The following is a 21041-nucleotide window of genomic DNA, read 5'->3' as shown; positions in this document are numbered from 1 at the left end:
GGGCGGACACGAAAGCCGTGCCCGCCCGTCGTCCACATGCGCTGCCTGCGGTGAAGCCGAGATTAGCCCTGATACTGGGAGGTATCGCGCAGCTCGATGGGGTTATCCCCCTCATCGACGGAGCGCGCGAGCTTCATCAGCCCGGTGCGCGCGTGCTGCTGCTGGCGGGTCACCGCGAGGTTCCAGCGGTTCTTCGACAGGGCGTTGATGCCCCAGGAGACCACGGAGACGAAGCGGTTGCGGAAGCCCACGAGGTACATGACGTGGACGAGGAGCCAGAGCACCCAGCCGAAGAAGCCGGTGACCTCGATCTTGCCCATCTTGGCCACGGCGGAGAAGCGGGAGATCGTGGCCATGGAGCCCTTGTCGATGTACTCGAAGGGCTCGCGGGCCTCGGACTCGCGGCCGGAGACCTCCGCGGCGATCTGCTCGGCGGCGTACTCGCCGCCCTGGATCGCGACCTGAGCCACGCCGGGGAGGCCGTTGAGGCTCATCATGTCACCGACGACGAAGACCTCGCGGTGATCGCCGAGGGTGAGGTCCTCGTTCACCGGGACACGACCGGCGCGATCAACCTCGAGGCCAGCCTGCTGGGCCACGAGCTTGCCCAGCGGGGAGGCGGAGACGCCGGCCGACCAGATCTTGCAGAAGGAGGGGAAGGTGTGCTCGGAGCCGTCCACGGTGGACTTGTAGGTCACGCTGTCCGTGTCCACATTGGTGACGATGCTGTTCGGCTTCACGGTGACGCCGAGCTTCTCCAGCTGACGCTGCGTGTAGCGGCCCAGGCGCTTGCCAAAGGGCGGAAGAACCTGCGGGGCGCCGTCGAGAAGGACGATCTTCGCGGCAGACGGAGCGAAGTGGCGGTACTCCTCGGAGAGGGTGCGGTGCGCCATCTCGGCGAGCTGGCCGGCGAGCTCGACGCCCGTCGGGCCGGCACCGACGATGGTGAAGGTGAGCAGCTTCTCGCGCTCGGCGGGATCCCGCGTGAGCTCGGCGCGCTCGAAGGCGCCGACGATCCGGGCGCGGATCTCGAGCGCGTGGTCGATGGTCTTCATGCCGGGGGCGAACTCGGCGAACTGATCATTGCCGAAGTAGGACTGGTTCGCGCCGGCTGCGAGGATGAGATAGTCGTAGCCGTAAGTCGCCTCATACTCACCGAGGGTGGCAGTGACGGTGCGCTTCTCGATGTTGATATCGGTGACTTCGCCCTTGATGACGTCGACGTTGTCCTGGCCGGCGAGGACCTGGCGCGTCGAGGGGGCAATCTCTCCAGAGGACAGGATGCCCGTGGCCACCTGGTAGAGAAGGGGCTGGAAGAGGTGGTGGTTCGTGCGGTCGATAACTGTAATATCTACATCTTCGTCTTTAAGCTCCTTCGCGGCGAACAGTCCGCCGAAGCCAGAGCCAATAATCACGACGTGCTTGCGGCCGCCGTCGGGCCGGTAAATCTCGCTCATCGAGTAGAAACTCCTCGGTGTCGGTATTACATGGATCACTGACGTAGCCAGTAGATCACTATGGTAGACCTCGCGCATCTGGGGCTCACCGTGGAGCCCCCTTTACCCGCGCTGGGCCGCGCCTCCCGGAGCGCGGGGGAGAGGGGCGCTAGAGTGAGCGCCGTGACATCTGCAGAGCACCTTGAGGACATCGACCCCGACCTGTGGCCCGGCATCGTGGAGGTGCCCTCTGGCTGGGGAATGTCCACGCGCGCCCGGGTGGCGGAGGCGCGGTTCGCTCAGGCATGTGAGAAGGCTGGGCTCCGCCTCGAGGGCGTGGACGCCGACCTCATCGTTGACCACGAGGAACTCTTCCCCCGCCTGGCCCAGCACGGCTGGGTGGGGCTCGCGGAATCGTGGATGGCGGGGGAATGGCGTGCCCGCGACCTCAGCCATGTGCTCTCTGCCCTCCTTAGCGCCGACTACCATCCCCGGCGCCGCCGCCCCCGCTTCCGCTTTGATCCCTATGACGGGGGCGCCCTGCCGCCCGAGCTCATCCGCGTGAGCAGCCCCGACGGCATGAGCTTCTTCGGCGGGCTCTTCACAGGGGTCTCGACGACGGAACGCCAGGCGATGACCAGCTATGTCCCCGGGGCGGGCCGCGGCTCAGAGGCGGCGACGCACTTCGTGGACGTCACGCACATCGATGACCCCCAGGAGGTGGAGCGGGCCGACCTCTCCGATGCGCAGCAGCGCGCGCTCGAGCGGCTCCTCGACGAGACGCGGGTGGGGCCCGGCTCGCACATCCTCGAGTACCCGGCAAGCGGCGGGCTTCTTGCCGTCGAGGCTGCCCGGCGTCGGGCGACCGTCGACGTCCTCAGCGCCGATGAAGACATGCTGGCCAGCATGAACGAGCCGCTCGTCCTCGCGGGCGTGGCGGATTCGGTTCACCTCCAGCCCCTCGAGCACCCGGTGGCGACGGCCCGGGATTGGCGCGGTCGCTATGACGCGATCCTCTCGATGGAGTATCTGGAGCTGCTCAGCGAGCAGGAGCGGCGAGCCTTCGTCCGCTCGATTGAGCGGCTCCTCGGCAGCTCGGGGCGCGCGGGGATCCAGATGGTCACGGCCACCCCGGCCATGCCGGAGGTCGCGCGCGAGGCGCTCGACGCCCTGCGGCTCTACATCTGGCCGGATCTGCGCTACCCGACGGTCGAGGACGTCCACCGCCTCATCGATCGCTACACGACCATGCGGGTCATCGCGCAATCCCACAGCGCCGGGCACTACGAGCGCTGCCTGGAGCTGCAGCACTCGCACTTCCTGGGGATGCAGCGGGAAGCGGCCGCCGATGGCTTCGACGCCGTCTTCCGCCGGATGTGGGAGTACCAGTTCGCGCTGCGCAGAGTCCTCTTCGAGCACGGGTGGCTCGACGCCGTCCAGTTCACCGTGACCGCCCGCCACCGTCGAGGTCGCAGGTAGGACTCAGCGAAAAGGCAGCGCCCCGGTGATCGGGACGCTGCCTGTGGTGCGCCTGGGGCGCGGGGCCTTAGATGGCGGTGAGGTCGTGGTGGCGGGACTCGCGCATCGTGAGGATCGCGATGAGGGAGATCACCGAGACGACCAGCAGGTAGATGCCGACGGCGGTGACGCCGAACTTCGCGGCGAGGGCCGTCGCGATGAAGGGGGCGATGGCCGCGCCGAGGATCGAGGAGACGTTGTAGCTGATACCGGATCCGGTGTAGCGCACGTTAGTGGGGAAGAGCTCGGGCAGCACGGCGGACATCGGGCCGAAGACGAGGCCCATGAGGAACATGCCGATCGTGAGGAAGATGAGGACGCTCGTCTCCGTGGCGCGGCCGGGGCTGAGGAAGAAGGCGAAGGTGAAGCTGTAGATGATGATGGCCACCGTTACCCAGGTGAGGGTCTTGCGGCGCCCAACGGTGTCAGCGAAGTAGCCGGAGATCGGGATGCCGAAGACGAAGCCGAAGATGGAGATGAGCTGGAGAACGAGGAAGTCGTTGTAGGGCATTCCCAGCATGCCGTGCTCCTTGGAGCCGATGCCGAAGGAGAGAATCCACGTGGTCACCAGGTAGAAGAGGGTGTAGCAGCCGACCATGATGAAGGTGCCCGCGATGAGCGGCTTGGGGGCGACGCGGAAGACCTCGAGCACCGGGGTGTCGAGCTTCTGGCCCTTGTCCATCGCGTCCTTGAAGACCGGAGTCTCGTCGAGCTTGAAGCGGACCCACAGGCCGATCGCCACCATCACGATGGAGAAAAGGAAGGGGATGCGCCAGGCCCAGCCGAGGAATGCGGCCGTGGGGTCGGAGTTCGAGTGGCCGAAGGCGAGAACGAGGATAAGGAAGAGGCCGTTGGCCAGAATGAAGCCGAAGGGAGCGCCGAGCTGGGGCCACATCGCAGCGCGGGCGCGCTTGCCGTGCTCGGCCGTCTCGGTGGCCAGAAGCGCGGCGCCCGACCACTCGCCGCCCAGGCCGAGACCCTGGCAGAAGCGCATGAGGGCGAGAGCGGCCGGAGCGGCGAGGCCGATCTGCTCATACGTCGGAAGGCAGCCAATAATGAAGGTCGCGATACCCATCGTGAGGAGCGAGCCCACGAGGGTAGCCTTGCGGCCCACGCGGTCACCGAAGTGGCCGAAAATCACCGAGCCCAGCGGTCGGGCAATGAAGGCGAGGCCGAAGGTGGCGAAAGACTTCAAAAGACCCATCGTGGGGTCGTCGCTCTTCGGGAAGAAGAGGAAGGGGAAGACGGCCACGGCCGCGGTGGCATAGGCATAAAAGTCGTAGAACTCAATGGTCGTGCCAATGGTCGAGGCGAGGATCACCCGCCGGCGCTGCGTCCGGGGGCGACCCTGCTGCTCGGCGGCCTGTGCGGCCGAGGTGCTCGTGGAGGTGCTCACGGTGTGCCTTCCGATCGTGAGAGAAACAGTGTCGATTGGATCACCGTAGCGATTCCGCCTATTGGAAGTCAAATCTCACGTATTGAGAAATCCGTGGGTAGCACCCCCGCTGCATCGACTCTAGGCGTACTCCTTCGAGCCGGGCTTGAGGAAGAAGCCGAGGATGAGAACGGCGATCACCGCGGAGATCGCTGCAGCCCACAACGGCGCCGCCACACCGAAGCCTTCGAGGGGCCCGACGAGCGTCGGCCCCAATGCCGATCCGATGAACCGCACCCCGGAATAGGCGGAGGACGCGACGGGGCGCGGCAGGCTCGACTGGGACATGGAGACCGTCGTGAGGAGGGTGTTGACCGTTCCCACGCAGAAGCCGCCCAGGATGACGACGATGATGAGCGGGACGAGGCTCTCCGAGGTGAGCGCGAGAGCGACGTGGACGAGAGCTACGAGCGAGATCGCCGCGAGGAGCGTCTTCTGCGTGCCGAAGGTGCGCGCCAGCTTGGGCGCAATCCACACGCTAGAGATCGCCAGCCCCACGCCCCAGCCGAAGAAGACCAGGCCCAAGTGAATGGGGGTAAACGTCAGCCCAGCCACCGATGCCGCGTGCTCCACCGGGAAGGGGGAGTAGACGAGCATCATCATGAAGGAGAAGTTGAAGAAGAGGGCCCCGAGCGCCAGCCAGCGCATATCTGGGTGGAAGGCACCCTTCACGCCGTCGAAGAAGGACAGGGGAGCGGGCGCAGAGGACTTCTCCGGCACCTTGAAGAAAATGACCACCGCGATGAGGGCCAACCCCATGAGGATCGCAGTACCGGCGAAGGGGCCGCGCCAGGAGACCTCGCCGAGAAGCCCGCCGACGAGCGGGCCGAACGCGAAGCCGAGCCCCACGGCCGCCTCGTAAAACATGATGGCGATGGTGGCGTGCGTCGTCGAGGCCACGATGGCGGCCAGCGCCGTCGAGACAAAAAGGGCATTGCCCAGGCCCCAGCCAGCACGGAAGCCAATGATCTCATTGACCCCGCCCGCCAATGTGCAGGCGGCGGCAAAGAGAACGATGATCCCCACTCCCACGATGAGGGTTCGACGGGTACCAATGCGCGAGGACACCCATGCCGAGAAGAACATCACGAGTGCGGTGATGAACAGGTAGCTGGTGAAGAGAAGCTCTGTTTGCCCGGCTGTGGCGTCGAGTTGGGCGGCGATGGTCGGGAGGATCGGGTCGACAAGGCCGAGACCCATATAGGACACAGTGCAGGCAAAAGTTAAAACCCAGACCTCAACGGGCTGGGCTAAAACCGAAGAACTTCCTTTGGCGGAAGAACTCACAAAATTTACTCCTTAGACGGCTGAGGCTTGTTGTGCTTTTCCAATTCCATGAGGAGAAGCTTCTGGAAAACCGGCTTTGCGCGGTCCAGGGCGATGAGCTCCTCCTCGCTGAGGTCCGCGTTAAGCGACTCGAGGGCGTGGCCGATGGAGAAGCGGATGTCGCGGAGAAGCTTCTGGCCGGGAGGGGCGAGCTTCACCATGGTGCTGCGGGCATCCGTGGGGCCAGGGAAGGTTTCGACGATGCCCTGGTCAGCCAAGCGGCGCACGACGCGGGAGGTGGTGGGCTGAGCGGTGCGCTCCAGTTCTGCAATGTCTCCGATGCGGAGGGCGCCACGGCGCTCGAGGTGGCCCAGGATGCGCCAGGTCACGGCGGTCGGCGGGTAGCCGGCGCGGTACAGGGCGTGGCGCGAGAAGCGATTGCTGAGCATCATGAGCTCCGACCACCAGTCGGCAGAGCCGCGGTCATGGATGGTGTCCGGAACTCCTTCGGGGTTCTGTCCTTGTTCAAAAGAGTGGTTGGTCATAACCCCGAAGGTTACATGTCATCGTTATAAGAGAGGAAATCTAATTTGCACTCTGATGGGGGAGGTGTGCAAATTTCGGCCCCCGGCGTGAAAGCTGCTGCTGAGGTGGGGTGTGTGGCTGGGCGGAGCCTCAGGAGGCTTGGTCATTGTGTGATACGCGGACAATGCAGAAGGATTCTAGCGGGAACTGGGCAGACGGGGAGTGTGAGGTGATTTGCATGCTCCTCACCAAGGGACCGAGCAGCGTCGCTCCCTATATACGGGAGGACTCGGTGGTTGGACGTTACCGGGGGGGGGATGACGTTTAGCTCGAGGGTGGATATATCCCGACTGTGATAGAAGGCCGTGCTTCCGTGGGCCTCTCGTGTGAGACGGGTGGTTGTGAAGGTGACGTATAAAAGCGCCGTGCACAGCAGATATGGGAATGACGTCGCGCATGTCGCCTCGGCTCCAGGTGGTCGCCCGCCGTGTGTATCACACCTGTGATAGTATGGCGCAACGCAAGCCTTTCGGGTGAAGACGGTGAGCGTCACGACGTTCTACGGGATGTCACGACCCCGTGATGACTTCTCCGACTGCGAACCCGAGGGACGGTGTGGTGTGATCGATACTCAGAGAAACGAGCAGTACAGCATATGCCAGCGCGTGTAGACATTCGAGAGCGTCGCCAGCAGGTGGTGGACGCAGCATTTCGGTTAATCGTCAAGAATGGCTTGGAAGGTCTCACGATAAGAAAGGTTGCCCTAGAGGCTGGGCTGAATGTGGGATCGGTCCGTCATTTCTTTGATAATCGTGAGGACCTACTGACAGCTGCGGCGCTCAAAGCGACGACCAGGATGGAGTCGCGGCTCAAGAAATACCCGGTGGAGCGACTCAAGACGCTTCGGGGGGACGATGCTGTCAGTGCCCTGCAAGAGATCCTGGAGCAAGTGTTGCCTGTCAACGAAGAAAGCAGGGAGGAGGCAATTATCGTCATTGAGCTTATTCGAGCCTCGCGGACTCAGCCGGTATTTGCAGAATGTGCGGCTCAAATGGGCAGCGACCTCAACGACGTTATTATATCAGCGCTATCGTGTCTGGCTGTTCCTGATCCGAGCATTGTTGCGCGGCACATTTCTGCTCTCATCGGAGGGTTGACCCTGGACACCATCACTCCGCATGGGTCACTCACGGTGCCCCAGTTGCGCGCGACGTTGAGAAGTGCATTGGAGAATATCCTCAAAATGGAAAGGTAGATCGGAGTGCGATTTCCTTCGTGGTTATGGACCCTTTTTGGCGCGGCTTTTGTGGTATATACGGATGATTATGTAATATCTGGAATCTTACCTGAGCTTGCTGCTGATCTTGGGGTAAGTGAATCACAAGCGGGGCAGCTGGTTACTGCCTATTCTCTCACTGTTGCATTGGTAGCTCCCTTGGCAGCAGTGGCGTGTGCTCGTGTTCCTAGAAGACGTCTATTGTGCTGCGGGATTATCATTTTCGTTTGCGCTAATGCGTTTGCGGCTGCAGTCTCGACGTACACGCTCCTGTTGGCGCTGAGAATCGTTATCGCTTCATCGGCGGCAGCTGTCACTCCGGCTGTGTTTGCGTTTGCTGCGGAGCGAGCACCCGGCGACAAGACCGGCCGTTATGTCGCCATCGTTTCTCTTGGTGTTACTGGCTCTATCGCCGGCGGTGTTCCGATCGGGGCATGGATTGGCGGGCATTATGGATGGCGAGCATGCTTTATCGCCATGGCAGCAGGAGGGGTTATTGTTCTTTGTGCTTCCTTCGGTACGCTCCCGGATGAACATCAGAGTGGGGAAGTGCCAGGTCTCTGCGAGCAGCTGCGTGTGTTGGTTTCTGGGCCAATCGCGTGTGGACTTTTATCGAATTGCGCCCTCATGAGTGGGTCAATGATGATGTTGACGTACCTTGCACCCTATCTCAGCTCAACGAGTTCTGGTGGAATCGAGGAGCGTGCACTCGCCTTTAGCTTATCCGGTATTGCTGGTATTGTTGGGATCTGGTTAGGTGGCATTTTTACCGACAAGTGGGGGCCTAGTAGAACGCTTCTTTTCGGGATTGTCGGCATGACTACCTCGATGGTCATGTTGTGGATCTTGTGGGCTATAAGGCCGGTCCCTATTTCTGTTGTTGTCTGTGTAGTTGTTCTGTGGGGTGGGTTGGCGTTCTGGAATTCACCCGCCATCCAAGCACGGCTCTATATGTTAGCCGGTTCTGTAGCTCCCCAAGCTCTTGCGTTGAATACCTCTGGAACGTACCTGGGCGTATCGATTGGTGGTGCAGTGGGAGGGATTGCCCTTCATTCCTTCGGCCCCGGATCCTTGCCGCTAGCCTCTGTATGCTTCTGCGTGGCTTCTCTGGTTTTGATAGAGATTGCTGGTCGTCTGCGGGAGCCGCAGATGTGATGAATCATGACTCAATAGGGTTGCATCTATCGTGTGGGGTTCGCGCCGCTCCGGATGTCATAGGTGATGTCGTGAAGGTCAACTGCACGATCAACCGCGTGAACTGGTTCGAGCGGTCGCGCGGAACGGGGAGGGGCGCGTATGGCGAGGGGTCAATCGCCCCACGCGCTAAATGACATAATGTACATTATCGGCCAATTGGGGAGGGATCTAGCGATACGCCATGATGAGCTGCCAGATTGTAAGGACGATGAGCAACGCTGCGAGCACCGCAACGATCGTCATTCCCTCGTACGCGACGTAGCCGCAGAACACCACGAGGACGACGAGCCTCAGCCACAAGAACATATGAAGACGCCTGGGGTCCACCGTCGAGCCCGTCCTTCCTAGCCCTCAGACTTGTCGAAGCTCAGCCGGATGTTGAGAAGACCCTTCGGGGCAACCTTCGCGGCGATGAAGTCAGGCGTCTTGACGCCGTAGTCCTCGCGGGCGATGGGCACATCGGCGGAGACGACGAGGCGGTCATCATCGCGCAGCGCCTGGAACTCTTGCGTGATCTCGTGGGACTGCCCCATGATGGTGAGCGTTCCCGTGAGCGTCAGCGTGCCCGGCGTGCCATTGCCCGGCACCTGGGAGACGTCAACCGGCTTGGTGAGCGTGAAGTGCGACTCCGGGTACTGGTCCGTGAAGAGCAGCTTGCGGCGGACGTTGATGTCGCGCTTTTGTTCATCGGTGGAAATGTTGCCCATCTGGACGGTAACTTCGCCGCGCTGGAGCGTCGTCCCCTCGATGTCGACGAAGCCGGACACGTCGTGCGTCGTGCCAGAGGTGAGCTTGTGCCCGCTCGGGAGGATCTCCTCGAAGGTGAAGCCGACGGCGGAGGTGTTGGGACGAGAGCCCTTGCCCACCGTCCAGTGGCCGGTAACGTCGGTGCTGGCGGGTTTCGCGCCATCGGCATTGAGCATCTCCGTGCGCGTGCCGGGGCCCATGATGGCGGAAACGATCATGGGTGCCACGCCGGCGACCGCCAGGATGACGATCAACGCCACGAAGAGAGCAACGACCTTGTTATTGCGCTGGAATTTCCGTGTTTGACGTGGTTGAGCAGCCATGGCTTCGTCTTAGCACTCGACTTTCTTCGCAGAGAGGCAACGGTGTTTTCTCTAGCATAGTCGGTGTGTGGGCGTACGCCACGACGGGCCAGATCCCGCGCTGCACGGAGAGCCGGCGGATGATCGGCGCGGACTCCCCGGCGCGGGAATAAGCGGAGGGCATCATTCGTTATACTGTGGTGTCTGAATCCGCCGAGGATTCGCACACGCGTCGCGAGAGGGTGCGAACACAACCAGAAAGGACTGATGTCAAGATGGCAGACCGCGTGCTTCGTGGCAGCCGGATGGGCGCCGTGAGTTATGAAACCGATCGAGATCACGACCTGGCGCCCCGTCAGTTAGTGAAGTATCGCACCGAGGAAGGCGACGTCTACGAGGTCCCCTTCGCCGAGGACGCAGAAATCCCCGGCACCTGGCTGTGCAAGAACGGGAAGGTCGGCATCCTCATGGAGGGCGAAGGCACCGAGGCCAAGCCCGCCAAGCCCCCGCGGACGCACTGGGACATGCTCTGCGAGCGCCGCTCCATGGAGGAACTCGACGCCCTCCTGGAAGAGCGTATTGAGCAGCTGCGGAAGCGTCGTCGAAACGCCGCGAAGCTTCTCAAACAGCAGAAAGAGCAGGAAGCCAAGCAGGAAAAGGACGGCAAGTAATAGCCACGCCGCACTCCCTGAGCGAGGAGGAGTTGAGGGGCCTCTCCCCTTCTCCCCTCGCTTTCTTCATGCTCGTGTGACGTGTGCTGCCCCGCCCCGGAGCCTAGTCGGCGTCGCGCATCTGGCGGCGCGCCTTGCGGGCCTGCTTCTTGCGCTGGCGCTCCCCGCGGAGCTCGCCGAGGATGGAGCTCAGCTCCTTCAGCTGGGTCACGCGGTGCTGGACTCCCCATTTGGTCACTTCCACGAGGGAATCCTTGACGAAGGAGCCATCGAGCTTGGACTCGCCGATCTCACGCTCGGTGAAGGTGATGGGGACCTCGCAGACGTCGGCGCCAGCCTCGACGGCCCGCCAGGCGAGCTCCACCTGGAAGATATAGCCCGCGTGCGAGAGCGCCTCCAGGTCCAGCTTCTCGAGGAGCTCGCGACGATAAGCCCGGTACCCTGCGGTCATGTCGCTGAGACCCGCACCCAGCGCCGCGGAAATGTAGATGTTGCCGCCGCGGGACAGGAACCAGCGCTTCTTCGGCCAGTTCACCACCTTGCCGCCGTCGATATAGCGGGACCCAATGACGAGGTCCGCGCCCTTGTCGATCTCCTCGAGGAGCAGGTGCAGCTGCTCGGGGGCGTGGGATCCGTCGGCGTCCATTTCGCAGATGACCTGGTAGCCGCGCTCGAGACCCCAGGAGAATCCCGCCATGTAGGCGGCGCAGAGCCCCTCCTTTCCCTCGCGGTGGAGGACGTGCACCTGGGAGTCCGCGGCGGAGATCTCGTCGGCTTTGCGGCCGGTGCCGTCGGGGCTATTGTCGTCGACGATGAGGACGTCGACATCCGGTGCGGCGGTGCGCACGCGGCCCACGATGAGCGGAAGGTTTTCCAGCTCGTTGAACGTGGGGATGACGACCAGAGTGGACTCTGAGGGGGCGCTCATTATTTCCTCTTCTTTCGTGTGGACCTGGATGGGGCGGCGTGTCCCTGGTCGAGGGAGGCGCCCCGATGAGGGACGAAAGCCCAAGCCATGAACAAAGTACCGATAATAACCATCGTGATGTCGATGATAAAACCGTAGCGCGCGGCCATAGTGATGGTATCCCTCAGGGGCATCTCCGCAACAAGATGCCGGGGCTCGAAGATGTGGGTGTGCTGCGTGACGGTGCCGTCGGGCTCGACCATGGCGGAAACACCCGAGGTGGCGGAGACGACGACGGCGCGGTCGAGTTCAATGGCGCGCATACGGCTCATCGCGAGCTGCTGGTAGCTCATGTCGGTGAAACCGAAGGTCGCGTTGTTGGTGGGGGTCGCCAGCAGCGTGGCGCCGTGCAAGATGGCATCGCGTCCGGCCTGGTCAAAGGCCACCTCGTAGCACGTCATGATCCCGAGGCGCACACCGGCGATATCGACGACCCCATCGCCATCACCGGGCTGGAAGTTGCCAGCACGGTCAACATAGGGGCTGAAGTGCCGGAGGAAGGAGCGCATGGGCATGTACTCGCCGAAGGGCTGAAGGTACTTCTTGATGTGCTTGTCGACGGGCCCCTTCTCCGGATCCATGACGAGCATGGTGTTGCGGTCCCCCACCTCGTCCACGGTGATGGTCCCAATGAGGATCGGCACCTTGACGGCGTCGAGGGCTTCCTGGAGCATCTCCCCTGCGGCGCGGTCAACGAGTGGGTTGACGTCGACGGAGTTTTCCGGCCACACGAGGAAATCGACGGGCTCGTCGATGGCCTCGGTCTCTCGCACGTGATTGGCCAGCACGGCGCGGCGCTGGGCATTGAAGTCCAAGCCCATGCGCGGGACGTTGCCCTGCACGGCGCCGACCGTCGTGCGCCCCGTGGTGTGCTCCGGCGCGTTGAGCTGGAGGCCGCACCACCCGGCGCTCCCCACGATGAGGAGGATGGAGAGGATCGCGGGGAGCAGCGAGCCACCGCGGGAGGCAAGCGCCCGGTAGAGGGCGATGCACGCCGCCGCGAGCGCGATGGTCGCGAACGTCACCAGCGAGGGCCCTCCCCACCGGGCGAGAGCGGCGAGTGGGCCGTCGATCTGCCCCCACGCCAGGCGCACCCAGGCGAAGCCTCCGAAAGGCCAGGAGCTGCGCAGCCACTCCACTACCACGTAGAGGAAGACGAATCCGAGCAGCCCGCCACGGCGGTGCAAGAGCCGAGCGCCCGCCCCGCCCAGGAGCAGCGAATACAGGCTCAGCACCACCGCGAGGGCCACATAGGGCAGCGGGCCCACGAACTCCCCTACCCACGGCAGCAGGCAGAGATATGCGACGAGAGCCTGCACCGCTGCGATGAGCATGCCGCCGCGTCCGCGGAGGGGACGACGCAGACGCTCAGGCAGCCGGTCGCTGGTCCACGGCATGAGGCTGAGAATGAGGAGAAGAGCGGAGACGATGCCAGCAATCCACCAGCCGAGTGGTTCGAAGGAGGCGAAGAAGCAGACCCCCGAGAGCGCTGCGAGAAGAAGACGGAGGAGAAGGGCCACTTAGTGGTCCTTCCCGTCGGGCTTGTTGCCCCGGGGCGGGTTCTTGTGGGGATCGTCCGGATCGGTGAAGTCCTCCGGCCGGAGGGACTCGGACCAGCGGTGGAGCTCCTCCTCGTCGATGACGTCCTCGGGCTCAGCGGGGGCGGAGGGCTCAGCGGAGGCCGGTCCAGCCGGGTGCATGCGGACATCGCCGTACGTCGTGCGGGGGAAACGCCCATTCGCGCCGAAGGTCCGCACGCCGATGTCCTCGATGCCGCGCCGAACCTTGCGCGCAAGGATGGAGCGCATCATGACGCGCGTCGGCCGGATCACGAGGAGAAGGCCCAGGACCCCCGTGACGAAACCCGGAAGGACAAGGAGCACGCAGCCGGACAGAATGAGGCCGATATCCCCCATCGCGCTCCCCGGATCCTGCTGCCCCTCGGCGGCTGCGAGGGCGACTTTCTGCAGCTCATAGCGAACAAGCAGCAGGCCACCGAAGAAGAAAATCAACAGGAGAACGAGCGCCCAGCCCGTTCCGATGCCAAGAGAAACGGCCCAGAACGCCAGGCACTCGATGAGGACATAGGGAATGAGGAGCAAAAAAGGCACGCCCCTACCCTACCCAGTCTCCTTCGTGACGTGGTCGAGCAGCCAGAAGGCGTCGTTCACCGCGTGACGGTAGTAAGGGCCAAAGTGGTTGATCCCCAGCTGGCCAGGAATCCGCGGGAACGAGTTTTCCCGCCACGACACCTGAGCGCCCCGGGCCTCCCAGTCCGCGCGGAGGGCACGGACCTGGGCTGGCGGGACCACGTCATCGTGCGTCGAGCACCACAGGAGCACGGGGACGGTGGGGGCGGTGTGGCCGAGGCGTCGCCGCGTGAGGGCGGCGCGGAGCGCGGGGGCGTCGTCGAGGGTGTCGGCGAGGGGCTGGCCGTCGCGGGTCCATGTGGAGGAATCGCGCCAGCCGCAGCGCAGGGCGGCGCCGATGGCGCAGGTGCTGCGGGCGTCCTCGACGGCAGCGATGCCGGCGGGGCTCAGGCGGGCACACACCTCGCCCTGGATGGCGGGTTCGTCGACGAGGAAGGCCGCGAGGCTATAGGCGATGACCCCGGTGACGAGGCTGCCATCGACGTGGCGAAGCACCTCATCGAGGCGCGAAGGCGGGGCCCCCACCACCCCGGCGCGCACGGGCCACGGGCAGTCGCTGGGTGGATCTTCGAGGAGGGCACCCGCGCTTCCGCCGCCTTGGGAGAAGCCCCACACGCCCAAAGGCGCCTCCTCCGACACGCCGAGGGTGCGGGCGGCGCGCACGGCGTCGACGAGCGCCGCGGCACCCGCCCGGTGCTCGCAGTAGAGCTGGGTGCCGGTGGCGGGGTCGCGGGGGTAATCGGTGAGGACGACGTCCGCCCCACTGGCGAGAAAAAGCCCGATGACCGGCTGCTCATAGGCCATGATGAGGTCCAGGTGGGGGCGCAACCGCGCGGCGATCCCCACCGCGCAGCTGGCACTCGGATCGCAGGACGGGGCCACCCCTTGCGTCGAGGGGGCGAAGACGATGAGAGGGCGCGGGCCCCGCTGCCACGGCCGGTGGGAGCGCAGGAGCGCGCCGGTCGTCGGAAGGAGGCGGCCTCGGGAATCCGCGCTCACGTAGGTGAGGTGCGTGCCCGAGGCCGGAAGAAGGGAGGGATGGGTTCCGACGAGGGAGATCGGCCGCGCGGCCAGCAGGTCTCCTCGCTGGGGCACGGCGCTCAGCTTCCCCGGGGCGGCGACGCGCGGGAGCGGGAGCCTGGGGGCTGGGCGCGGCGTGTGGCTGGTCCTGGCGTGGAGCAGGCCGAGAGCCCCCGCCCCGAGGACGCGCGCCATGACCCGAGGGGCGCCTGCGTAGCGCACGGAGTCTGGCTGGGAGGACGGCGGGGTGCGCGTCGAGAATGTACCGATCTCCGTCTTCCCAGGGTTCACCCTGCCCACCCTAGCGCCCGAGCGCGCAGGTGGGGCGTGGCCACCCGACTAGGATGAGGAGAATGCACGCTCACCCGCATGATCTTTCTCGCTTCGACCCGCTGGAGGGGCGCGACGGCCTGAGCCTCAAGGCCAGCGTCGCCGGGCAGTGGCTGGGAGCCTCGGCGTGGGAGGCGCTCGCGGCGCTCGCCCGCCTCGGCGATGGTGCGCTCTACCTCACCGCCAGCGGAAACTATCGAGTTCGGGGGCTTCAGGAGGCTGATGTTCCGGCCGCCGTGGAGCTCCTCGAGGTGCTGTGCGGGGAATCCGCGGCGTCCGAACCGCTCGAGGACCGTGGCTCTCAGGGCTCGACGGTGAGAATCGGCTGGACGGACACCGAGGACGGCACCGTGGAGCTCGGCGCGGTTCTGCCGCTGGGGCGGCTGTCTGCGCAGCTCGCGGACATATTCGGGATCCTCGGTGCGCGGGTGCGCAGCGGGCGGGATGCTCGGATTCTCCTCGCCGGGCTCGAGGAGGGCGTGGCGGAGCAAGCGCTGCGGGTGCTCGCGCCCGCGGGAATGGTCTTTGACGCCGCCTCCCCCTGGGCGCAGGTGAGCGCCTGCGTGGGGGCGCCGCGCTGCCCGCACGGGCTCTCAGCAGTCCAGGAGGACGCCGTTCAGCTTGCCAGGTCCGGTGTCGAGACCCGAACGCACCTCGTGGGCTGCGCTGAGCGCTGCGGCGAGCCGGTGGAGGAGCACGTCTTGTATGTGGCCTCCGGCGAGGGCGAGTATGACGTCGAGGACATCGAAGAAAAGCCGGAATCCGCCCGCTGAGTGGGCTGGCCGCGCTGGCCTCGCCGGACTCTTCGGACCTCGTCGCCCTTAATCGGCGTGGAGGGCGTGAAGGATCTCCGGGACGGCGTGGCAGGAGAGCGTCGCGCCGGGAGGGGCGGGGCGGTCGATGAGGATGATGGGGATGGCGAGCTCGCGGGCGGCGTCGAGAGTGGGCTCCGAGCGAGTATCCCCGGTGTTGCGCAGCACGATGCCGTCGATCTGATTGTCGCGAAGGAGCTGCTTCTCCCCCTCCACGCTGTCCGGCGCCTGCCCGATGATGCGGAATCGCGCGGGAGTGCGCCCGTGGACTGCCCGGCCCCGCCGGGGCACGGCCGTGCGGAGAACGTAGAGGTTATCGCGGTCCTCGGCAAAGGCGGAGGCGGATTCCGGGGCGTCCCAGAAGTCCAGCAGGATGTGGCGGAAACTTCGCGACGCCGGCTGCACGGCACCCTCGAGCGTCGTGACCGATTGCCAGCGATCGTGGGGGCCCGGCTGCCAGGGCGCCTGAGCGAGGAGGAAAAACGGGGTGGAGGTGGCCCGGGCGGCTTCAGCGCCGAGGATGCTCGCGCGTTCCTCGAAGGGTGGCGTGGCATCGACGACGTATTCCACCCCGTGCTCGATGATGAAGCGGGCGATCCCCGCTGCCCCGCCCTGGTCACCGATGCGGACCTGCCCCGCGGGGGTGCGGCCGGGACCTGGGAGAATGGTGGTCACCCACCAATCGCGACGGACGAGTTCGTGGGCCAGCTGGTGGGCCGGCTCCGAGCCGCCGAGAATGAGTACGCGCATAGTTCTCCCCTATTTGGGCATGCGTCGCCACACCGGGCGAGGCACGCATCTCATGATCCACGCGAGGACACGCAGCCGAGCGGGAATCCACAGGGTCCGGCTGCGGCTGCCACGGCTGGCCTCCACCACCGCCTCGGCGACGTCCGAGGGGTAGACCGACATCGGTGCCGGGCTCATGCCCTCCGTCATGGAGCCGATGACAAAGCCCGGCCGGGCGAGGATGAGCTGCACCGGCGAGCCGTGCAGCCGGTCCATGAGCCCCTGGCAGAAGGCATCGAGGCCGGCCTTCGTGGAGCCATACACATAGTTGGCCCGGCGCGCCCGCCAGCCCGCAATCGAGGAAAACGCCACGAGGACGCTCGGTGTCGCTTGCGTCACGAGCCGGGAGCTCAGCTCGGTGAGGGCGCGGATCTGGGCCGTGTAGTCCACCGTGGCGATCTCCACGGCGTGCTCAGCGTCGCGCTCCGCGCGCTCCTGATCGCCGAGGATGCCGAAGCAGACCACCGCATAGGTTAGGGGCCCGTCGATGGCCTCGAGGACTGCGTTGAGGGATTTGGCGTCGGTGGCCTCGAAGGAGTGGCGGATGACCTCGGTTGCTCCGCGGGCGCGGAGCTGGGCGTCGAGATCATTGAGAGCCTCGGGTCGACGCGCGGCGAGGTGGATCCGTCGGCCGGAGCACAGGCGCTGGGCGATCTCTCCGCCGATGTCGCTGGTGGCGCCAAGCAGAAGGAGATCCCCTGGGCGCTGGGGTTCGCGGGCAGGCATGGGACTCCTAGCGCAGCGAACGCGGCTGCGTGTTGAAGCGGTGGGCACCGTCCTCGGTGACCATGACGATGTCCTCGATCCGCGCGCCGTGCTTGCCGGTGACGTAGATGCCCGGCTCGATGGAGAAGCACATGCCCGGCTGGAGGACCAGGTCATTGTCCGCGGAGATGTTCGGCTCCTCGTGCGTAGAGAGGCCGATCCCGTGGCCGGTGCGGTGGAAGAAAGCCTCGCCGTAGCCGGCGTCGGCGATCATCCCGCGGGCGATGCCGTCGATCTCGGAGGCCTTCACCCCCGGGCGCACCGCCTGGAACGCCGCCTCCTGGGCCTTCTCGAGGATGGCGTAATAGGAGCGGAACTCCTCCGGCGCCTTCTCGATGGCCGCCTCTCCCCCCACGATGTACGTGCGCGTGCAATCCGAGTGGTAGCCCACCCCGTAGGTGCCTCCGATGTCGACGACGACCGGCGAGCCCTCGGTGAGGACGCGCTCCGAGAAGGAGTGGTGCGGATTGGCTCCGTGCTCATCCGAGCCGACGATGATGAAGTCCACCGCGGAGTGCTCCTCGAGGATGAGGCGCTCGATGTCCGCGGCGACCTCGGCCTCCGTGCGGCCGGGCTGGAGCAGGCCGGGGACGGCGGCGTGGACGCGATCGATGGCGTCGGCCGCGCCCTGGAGCTGCTCGATCTCCGCGTCATCCTTGCACGCGAAGAGCCCCGCGAGGAGGCGGGTGGCCAGCACCGTCGGGCGCGGCGCGAGGAGCTCCTGGAGCGCGAGGACGTGGGCCGTCGTGAGGCTCGACCCCAACGCGACCGGGCCCTCCCCGGTGATCGCGCTCGCTGCGATCTCGTGCGCGTTGACGCCGTCGAACCAACCCCGGACCGTGATCGGCAGGTCGGGGATGGCGGAGAGCTGGAGATCGCCGCGGTCGACGTCGGGGACGACGATGATGGCCTCACCCTCCGCGGGGACGACGAGCGCGGTGAGCCGCTCGTGCGTGGACACCCACGACCCCGTGAGATACGCGAGCTCCGGGCCCGTCCCGATGATCATGCCCGAGAGGCCGTTGTCCTGGACAAGGCTCCGAGCCTTCTCCAGCCTCTGGGCATACACCTCCGAATCAAAGCACTGCGCAGAATCAGTCATGGGCCCCATCCTAACGCGCGGCCCTCAGCGGTCTAGAGGTCGAGGGAGACGACGCCGCGCTGGATGGCGCCCACCGCCTTGCGGGCGGCGCGGCGCAGATCCTCGCTGGGGCTGCCCTTCTCGATCTGCCGGAGGAGGTCCACCACCTGGCGGCACCAGCGGACGAAGTCTCCTGGGGTGAGCTCCGAACCGCTCGCGTGCGCAGCGGCAAGGCAGTACTCGAGGGGCGCGCCGGCCGTCCACTGGTGGATGGCGGTGCACAGGCCGGACTCGGGCATCCGGGTGAGGGCGAGCCCATGACGCTGCTCCTCGGTGACGAGGTCATTCCACAGGGATTCGGTCGCGTTCATCGCGGCGGCGAGCGGCTCCGTGGGCACCTCGACCTCCTCCCCACCCGTGTCCCGCCGATTCTCGAAGGTGCACAAGGCCGCAACGGCTGCGAGCTCCGCGGGGTCGAGCCCCTCCCACACGCCCTTCCTCAAGCACTGGGCCACGAGGAGATCCGAGGGGTGGTGCAGCTGGGCCAGGCGCTCCCCCTCCTCCGTCACGGTGACCTGCCCCTCCTCGGTGCGCAGGTAGCCGAGCTCCGTGAGCATCGTGGTGATGCGCTCGAACACACGGGCCAGGGTGTCCGAGGCGCCGTCGATCTTCTTCTCACGCCGCGCAATCTCCTGGCGGATCTCGACGACGCGATCAGCCGAGCGCGCAAGGAATTCTCGCTCGTCCCTCGGCCAGTGATGGACGGGGTGGGAGCGCAGCGCGGCGCGCAGCCGCTTCACCTCCGCGCTCTGCTTGATCCTGGCGCGCTGGCGTAGCTTCTTGGGGCGGTTGTAGTGGTGGCGCCGGAAGTGATCGAGAACGTAGCGGGTGTTTTTGCGACCCGGCTTGGCCATGCCGCGGGGCAGCTTCATCGTGCCGACGATCACCGGAGGGTTCCCAAACTCCCCCGCCGCGAGGCGCCCGCACCACCCCTGCTCGGAGATGACGAGCGGGCGCGGATCATTCGGCCGCTGGGCGGGCTGCACCACGACGGCCAGCACCGGGCGCTTCGCCCCCGGCATGGCGATGACATCCCCATAGTTGAGGCGGGCAAAGAGCGTCGTGATCTCGCGGTGGCGTTCGGTGAGGCCGCGGCGCCGTTGCTCCCGCTCCGCGGTGCTGAGGTCCCGACGGATACCCATGTATTCCGTGATGAGGCTTGCGGCGTCCTCGTCGTCGAGGAGTTCGGGGGCGCAGTGCTCGAGCTCCCGGTGGAGCTGGGCCTCCACCTCCTGGAGGGTGCCCTGCAACCGCTCAATGCTGCGCGCTTCCGCGACGATCGCACCATCGGATTGGAACTGCGCGAAGGACTGCTGAATGAGGGAGACCGCCGCCTCATAATCCATGGTGGCGAGGAGATTCACCGTCATGTTGTACCCGGGGCGGAAGGTGGAGTTGAGGGGGTAGGTGCGCGTGCTTGCCAGTCCCGCCACGGCCCGCGGATCGATGTCCGGGGTCCATTCGACCACCGCGTGGCCCTGCACATCGATGCCCCGACGCCCCGCCCTGCCGGTGAGCTGCGTGTACTCCCCGGGAGTGAGGTCGACGTGAGCCTCCCCGTTGAACTTCACGAGCTTCTCCAGCACCACGGTCCTCGCCGGCATATTGATTCCCAGGGCGAGGGTCTCCGTCGCGAACACCACCTTGATAAGCCCCCGGCTGAAGAGCTCCTCCACGATGTGACGGAAGGCCGGGAGCATGCCGGCGTGGTGGGCGGCGAAACCGCGGCTGAGGGCGGCGCGCCAGCGGCGGAAGTCGAGGACCTCGAGGTCTTCCGGGGCGACGTCCGCGATCCCCGTATCGACGAGCCGCTCGATCTCCTCCGCCTCCTCCTGGGTGGTGAGCACCGTCTTTGAGCGCAGGCACTGGTAGAGGGCGCCATCGCAGCCCGCCCGGGAGAAGATGAAGAAGATGGCCGGCAGCATGTCGTGGTGGCCCAGCGCGGCGATGGCCTGCGGCCGGCCGATGGGGACTCGACGGCGGCCTCGGGACTCGGAGCGCTCGGCGGCCTCGAGGAGCCGAGGATTCACCCGGGGCCTCGCCGTTGAGTCTGGCGATTCCTCCTCGAAGAGCGGGTAGACGCGGGAGCCCATCATCATCCACTGGTGGAGCGGGACGGGCCGGTGCTCGGCCACGATAATGGCGGTGTCACCCCGCACCTCAGTCAGCCAGCGGCCGAACTCCTCCGCATTGGAGACGGTGGCGGAAAGCCCGATGAGCACCACCGACTCGTCGAGGTTGAGGATCACCTCTTCCCAGACGGCGCCGCGCGAGCGGTCCGCGAGGTAGTGGATCTCATCCATGACGACATGACTCAGCCTGTCGAGCCGCCGCGACTGGGAATAGATCATGTTCCGAAGGACCTCGGTGGTCATCACGACGATTGGCGCGTCGGGATTGAGCGAGACGTCCCCCGTGAGCAACCCCACGCTCTCCTCCCCGTAGGTGGCCACGAGGTCGTGGAATTTCTGATTACTCAGCGCCTTGATGGGGGTGGTGTAAAAGCACGTGGTCCCCTGGGATAAAGCCTGGGCGACGGCAAACTCCCCCACCACTGTTTTCCCGGATCCCGTCGGGGCACAGACTAAAACCCCCTGTCCATCTTCAATATGGCGGCAGGCCTCATATTGAAAATGATCAAGGGGAAAAGAAAGACCGCGAACAAACTCCTCAAGAAAGGTCGCCATGCCCCCT

The 21041-nt window shown here is 65.5% G+C and carries 19 protein-coding genes; 5 read left to right on the top strand and 14 right to left on the bottom strand.

Annotated elements, in window-relative coordinates:
- Window positions 1-62: 62 nt before the first annotated feature.
- Window positions 63-1457, bottom strand: a complete 1395-nt coding sequence (locus tag L1O03_RS05715) for an NAD(P)/FAD-dependent oxidoreductase (RefSeq protein ID WP_236118460.1) — start codon at window positions 1455-1457, stop codon at window positions 63-65.
- 162 nt (window positions 1458-1619) lie between these two features.
- On the opposite strand from L1O03_RS05715, the gene L1O03_RS05710 reads away from it, so the two are divergent.
- The gene (locus tag L1O03_RS05710; protein ID WP_236118459.1) at window positions 1620-2915 is read left to right on the top strand and encodes an SAM-dependent methyltransferase; all 1296 of its coding nucleotides are present in this window, start codon (window positions 1620-1622) and stop codon (window positions 2913-2915) included.
- Between the two features lie 67 nt (window positions 2916-2982).
- On the opposite strand, the gene L1O03_RS05705 is transcribed toward L1O03_RS05710, so the two are convergent.
- The 3 genes from L1O03_RS05705 to L1O03_RS05695 form a co-directional block, all read right to left on the bottom strand.
- Window positions 2983-4350, bottom strand: coding sequence for an MFS transporter (locus tag L1O03_RS05705; RefSeq protein WP_236118458.1), 1368 nt, complete (start codon window positions 4348-4350; stop codon window positions 2983-2985).
- A 120-nt stretch (window positions 4351-4470) separates the two neighbouring features.
- A complete protein-coding gene (locus L1O03_RS05700; RefSeq protein WP_338026129.1) occupies window positions 4471-5676 on the bottom strand; it encodes an MFS transporter in 1206 nt (401 codons plus the stop codon).
- 5 nt (window positions 5677-5681) lie between these two features.
- On the bottom strand, window positions 5682-6200 hold the full coding sequence (locus L1O03_RS05695) for a MarR family winged helix-turn-helix transcriptional regulator (protein WP_236118456.1): 519 nt from the start codon (window positions 6198-6200) through the stop codon (window positions 5682-5684).
- 674 nt (window positions 6201-6874) lie between these two features.
- On the opposite strand from L1O03_RS05695, the gene L1O03_RS05690 reads away from it, so the two are divergent.
- Together L1O03_RS05690 and L1O03_RS05685 are read left to right on the top strand one after the other, a co-directional pair.
- Window positions 6875-7435, top strand: coding sequence for a TetR/AcrR family transcriptional regulator (locus L1O03_RS05690; protein ID WP_236118455.1), 561 nt, complete (start codon window positions 6875-6877; stop codon window positions 7433-7435).
- 6 nt (window positions 7436-7441) lie between these two features.
- Window positions 7442-8611, top strand: coding sequence for an MFS transporter (locus L1O03_RS05685; RefSeq protein ID WP_338026128.1), 1170 nt, complete (start codon window positions 7442-7444; stop codon window positions 8609-8611).
- 210 nt (window positions 8612-8821) lie between these two features.
- Here L1O03_RS05685 and L1O03_RS05680 read toward each other — a convergent pair whose 3' ends face one another.
- Together L1O03_RS05680 and L1O03_RS05675 are read right to left on the bottom strand one after the other, a co-directional pair.
- Entirely contained in the window at window positions 8822-8980 is a 159-nt protein-coding gene (locus L1O03_RS05680) for a hypothetical protein (RefSeq protein ID WP_236118454.1), read from the bottom strand.
- Between the two features lie 17 nt (window positions 8981-8997).
- Window positions 8998-9723, bottom strand: a complete 726-nt coding sequence (locus L1O03_RS05675; RefSeq protein WP_236118453.1) for a YceI family protein — start codon at window positions 9721-9723, stop codon at window positions 8998-9000.
- A 254-nt stretch (window positions 9724-9977) separates the two neighbouring features.
- Here L1O03_RS05675 and L1O03_RS05670 point away from each other — a divergent pair, with 254 nt between their 5' ends.
- A complete protein-coding gene (locus L1O03_RS05670; RefSeq protein ID WP_236118452.1) occupies window positions 9978-10373 on the top strand; it encodes an RNA polymerase-binding protein RbpA in 396 nt (131 codons plus the stop codon).
- A gap of 103 nt (window positions 10374-10476) precedes the next feature.
- Here L1O03_RS05670 and L1O03_RS05665 read toward each other — a convergent pair whose 3' ends face one another.
- From L1O03_RS05665 to L1O03_RS11600, 4 genes are read right to left on the bottom strand one after another with little or no spacing between them, the layout of a single operon-like run.
- Window positions 10477-11301, bottom strand: a complete 825-nt coding sequence (locus tag L1O03_RS05665) for a polyprenol monophosphomannose synthase (RefSeq protein ID WP_236118451.1) — start codon at window positions 11299-11301, stop codon at window positions 10477-10479.
- Complete coding sequence (lnt, locus tag L1O03_RS05660; protein ID WP_236118450.1) at window positions 11301-12860, bottom strand: apolipoprotein N-acyltransferase; 1560 nt, start codon at window positions 12858-12860, stop codon at window positions 11301-11303. The genes L1O03_RS05665 and lnt overlap by 1 nt, the downstream gene beginning before the upstream one ends.
- Window positions 12861-13451 (bottom strand): FxsA family protein, encoded by a 591-nt coding sequence (locus tag L1O03_RS05655; RefSeq protein ID WP_236118449.1) that lies wholly within the window; start codon window positions 13449-13451, stop codon window positions 12861-12863.
- Window positions 13452-13460: 9 nt separating this feature from the next.
- Window positions 13461-14801: a lipase family protein gene (locus L1O03_RS11600; protein WP_236118448.1), complete on the bottom strand. Its 1341-nt coding sequence runs from the start codon at window positions 14799-14801 to the stop codon at window positions 13461-13463.
- A gap of 62 nt (window positions 14802-14863) precedes the next feature.
- Between L1O03_RS11600 and L1O03_RS05645 the strand changes: the two genes are divergently transcribed.
- On the top strand, window positions 14864-15613 hold the full coding sequence (locus tag L1O03_RS05645; protein ID WP_236118447.1) for a hypothetical protein: 750 nt from the start codon (window positions 14864-14866) through the stop codon (window positions 15611-15613).
- 48 nt (window positions 15614-15661) lie between these two features.
- Here L1O03_RS05645 and L1O03_RS05640 read toward each other — a convergent pair whose 3' ends face one another.
- From L1O03_RS05640 to L1O03_RS05625, 4 genes are read right to left on the bottom strand one after another with little or no spacing between them, the layout of a single operon-like run.
- Window positions 15662-16402, bottom strand: a complete 741-nt coding sequence (locus L1O03_RS05640; protein ID WP_236118446.1) for a precorrin-6A/cobalt-precorrin-6A reductase — start codon at window positions 16400-16402, stop codon at window positions 15662-15664.
- Between the two features lie 9 nt (window positions 16403-16411).
- A complete protein-coding gene (locus L1O03_RS05635; RefSeq protein WP_236118445.1) occupies window positions 16412-17167 on the bottom strand; it encodes an SDR family oxidoreductase in 756 nt (251 codons plus the stop codon).
- A gap of 7 nt (window positions 17168-17174) precedes the next feature.
- Complete coding sequence (locus L1O03_RS05630) at window positions 17175-18308, bottom strand: M24 family metallopeptidase (protein WP_236118444.1); 1134 nt, start codon at window positions 18306-18308, stop codon at window positions 17175-17177.
- Window positions 18309-18340: 32 nt separating this feature from the next.
- On the bottom strand, window positions 18341-21034 hold the full coding sequence (locus L1O03_RS05625) for a DEAD/DEAH box helicase (RefSeq protein WP_236118443.1): 2694 nt from the start codon (window positions 21032-21034) through the stop codon (window positions 18341-18343).
- Window positions 21035-21041: the final 7 nt, after the last annotated feature.

This window comes from Corynebacterium uropygiale (genome assembly GCF_021568315.1).
GTDB lineage: Bacteria > Actinomycetota > Actinomycetes > Mycobacteriales > Mycobacteriaceae > Corynebacterium > Corynebacterium uropygiale.
Note: the sequence above shows the minus strand (reverse complement) of the source record. Positions and strands in the feature narration are given on the sequence as shown.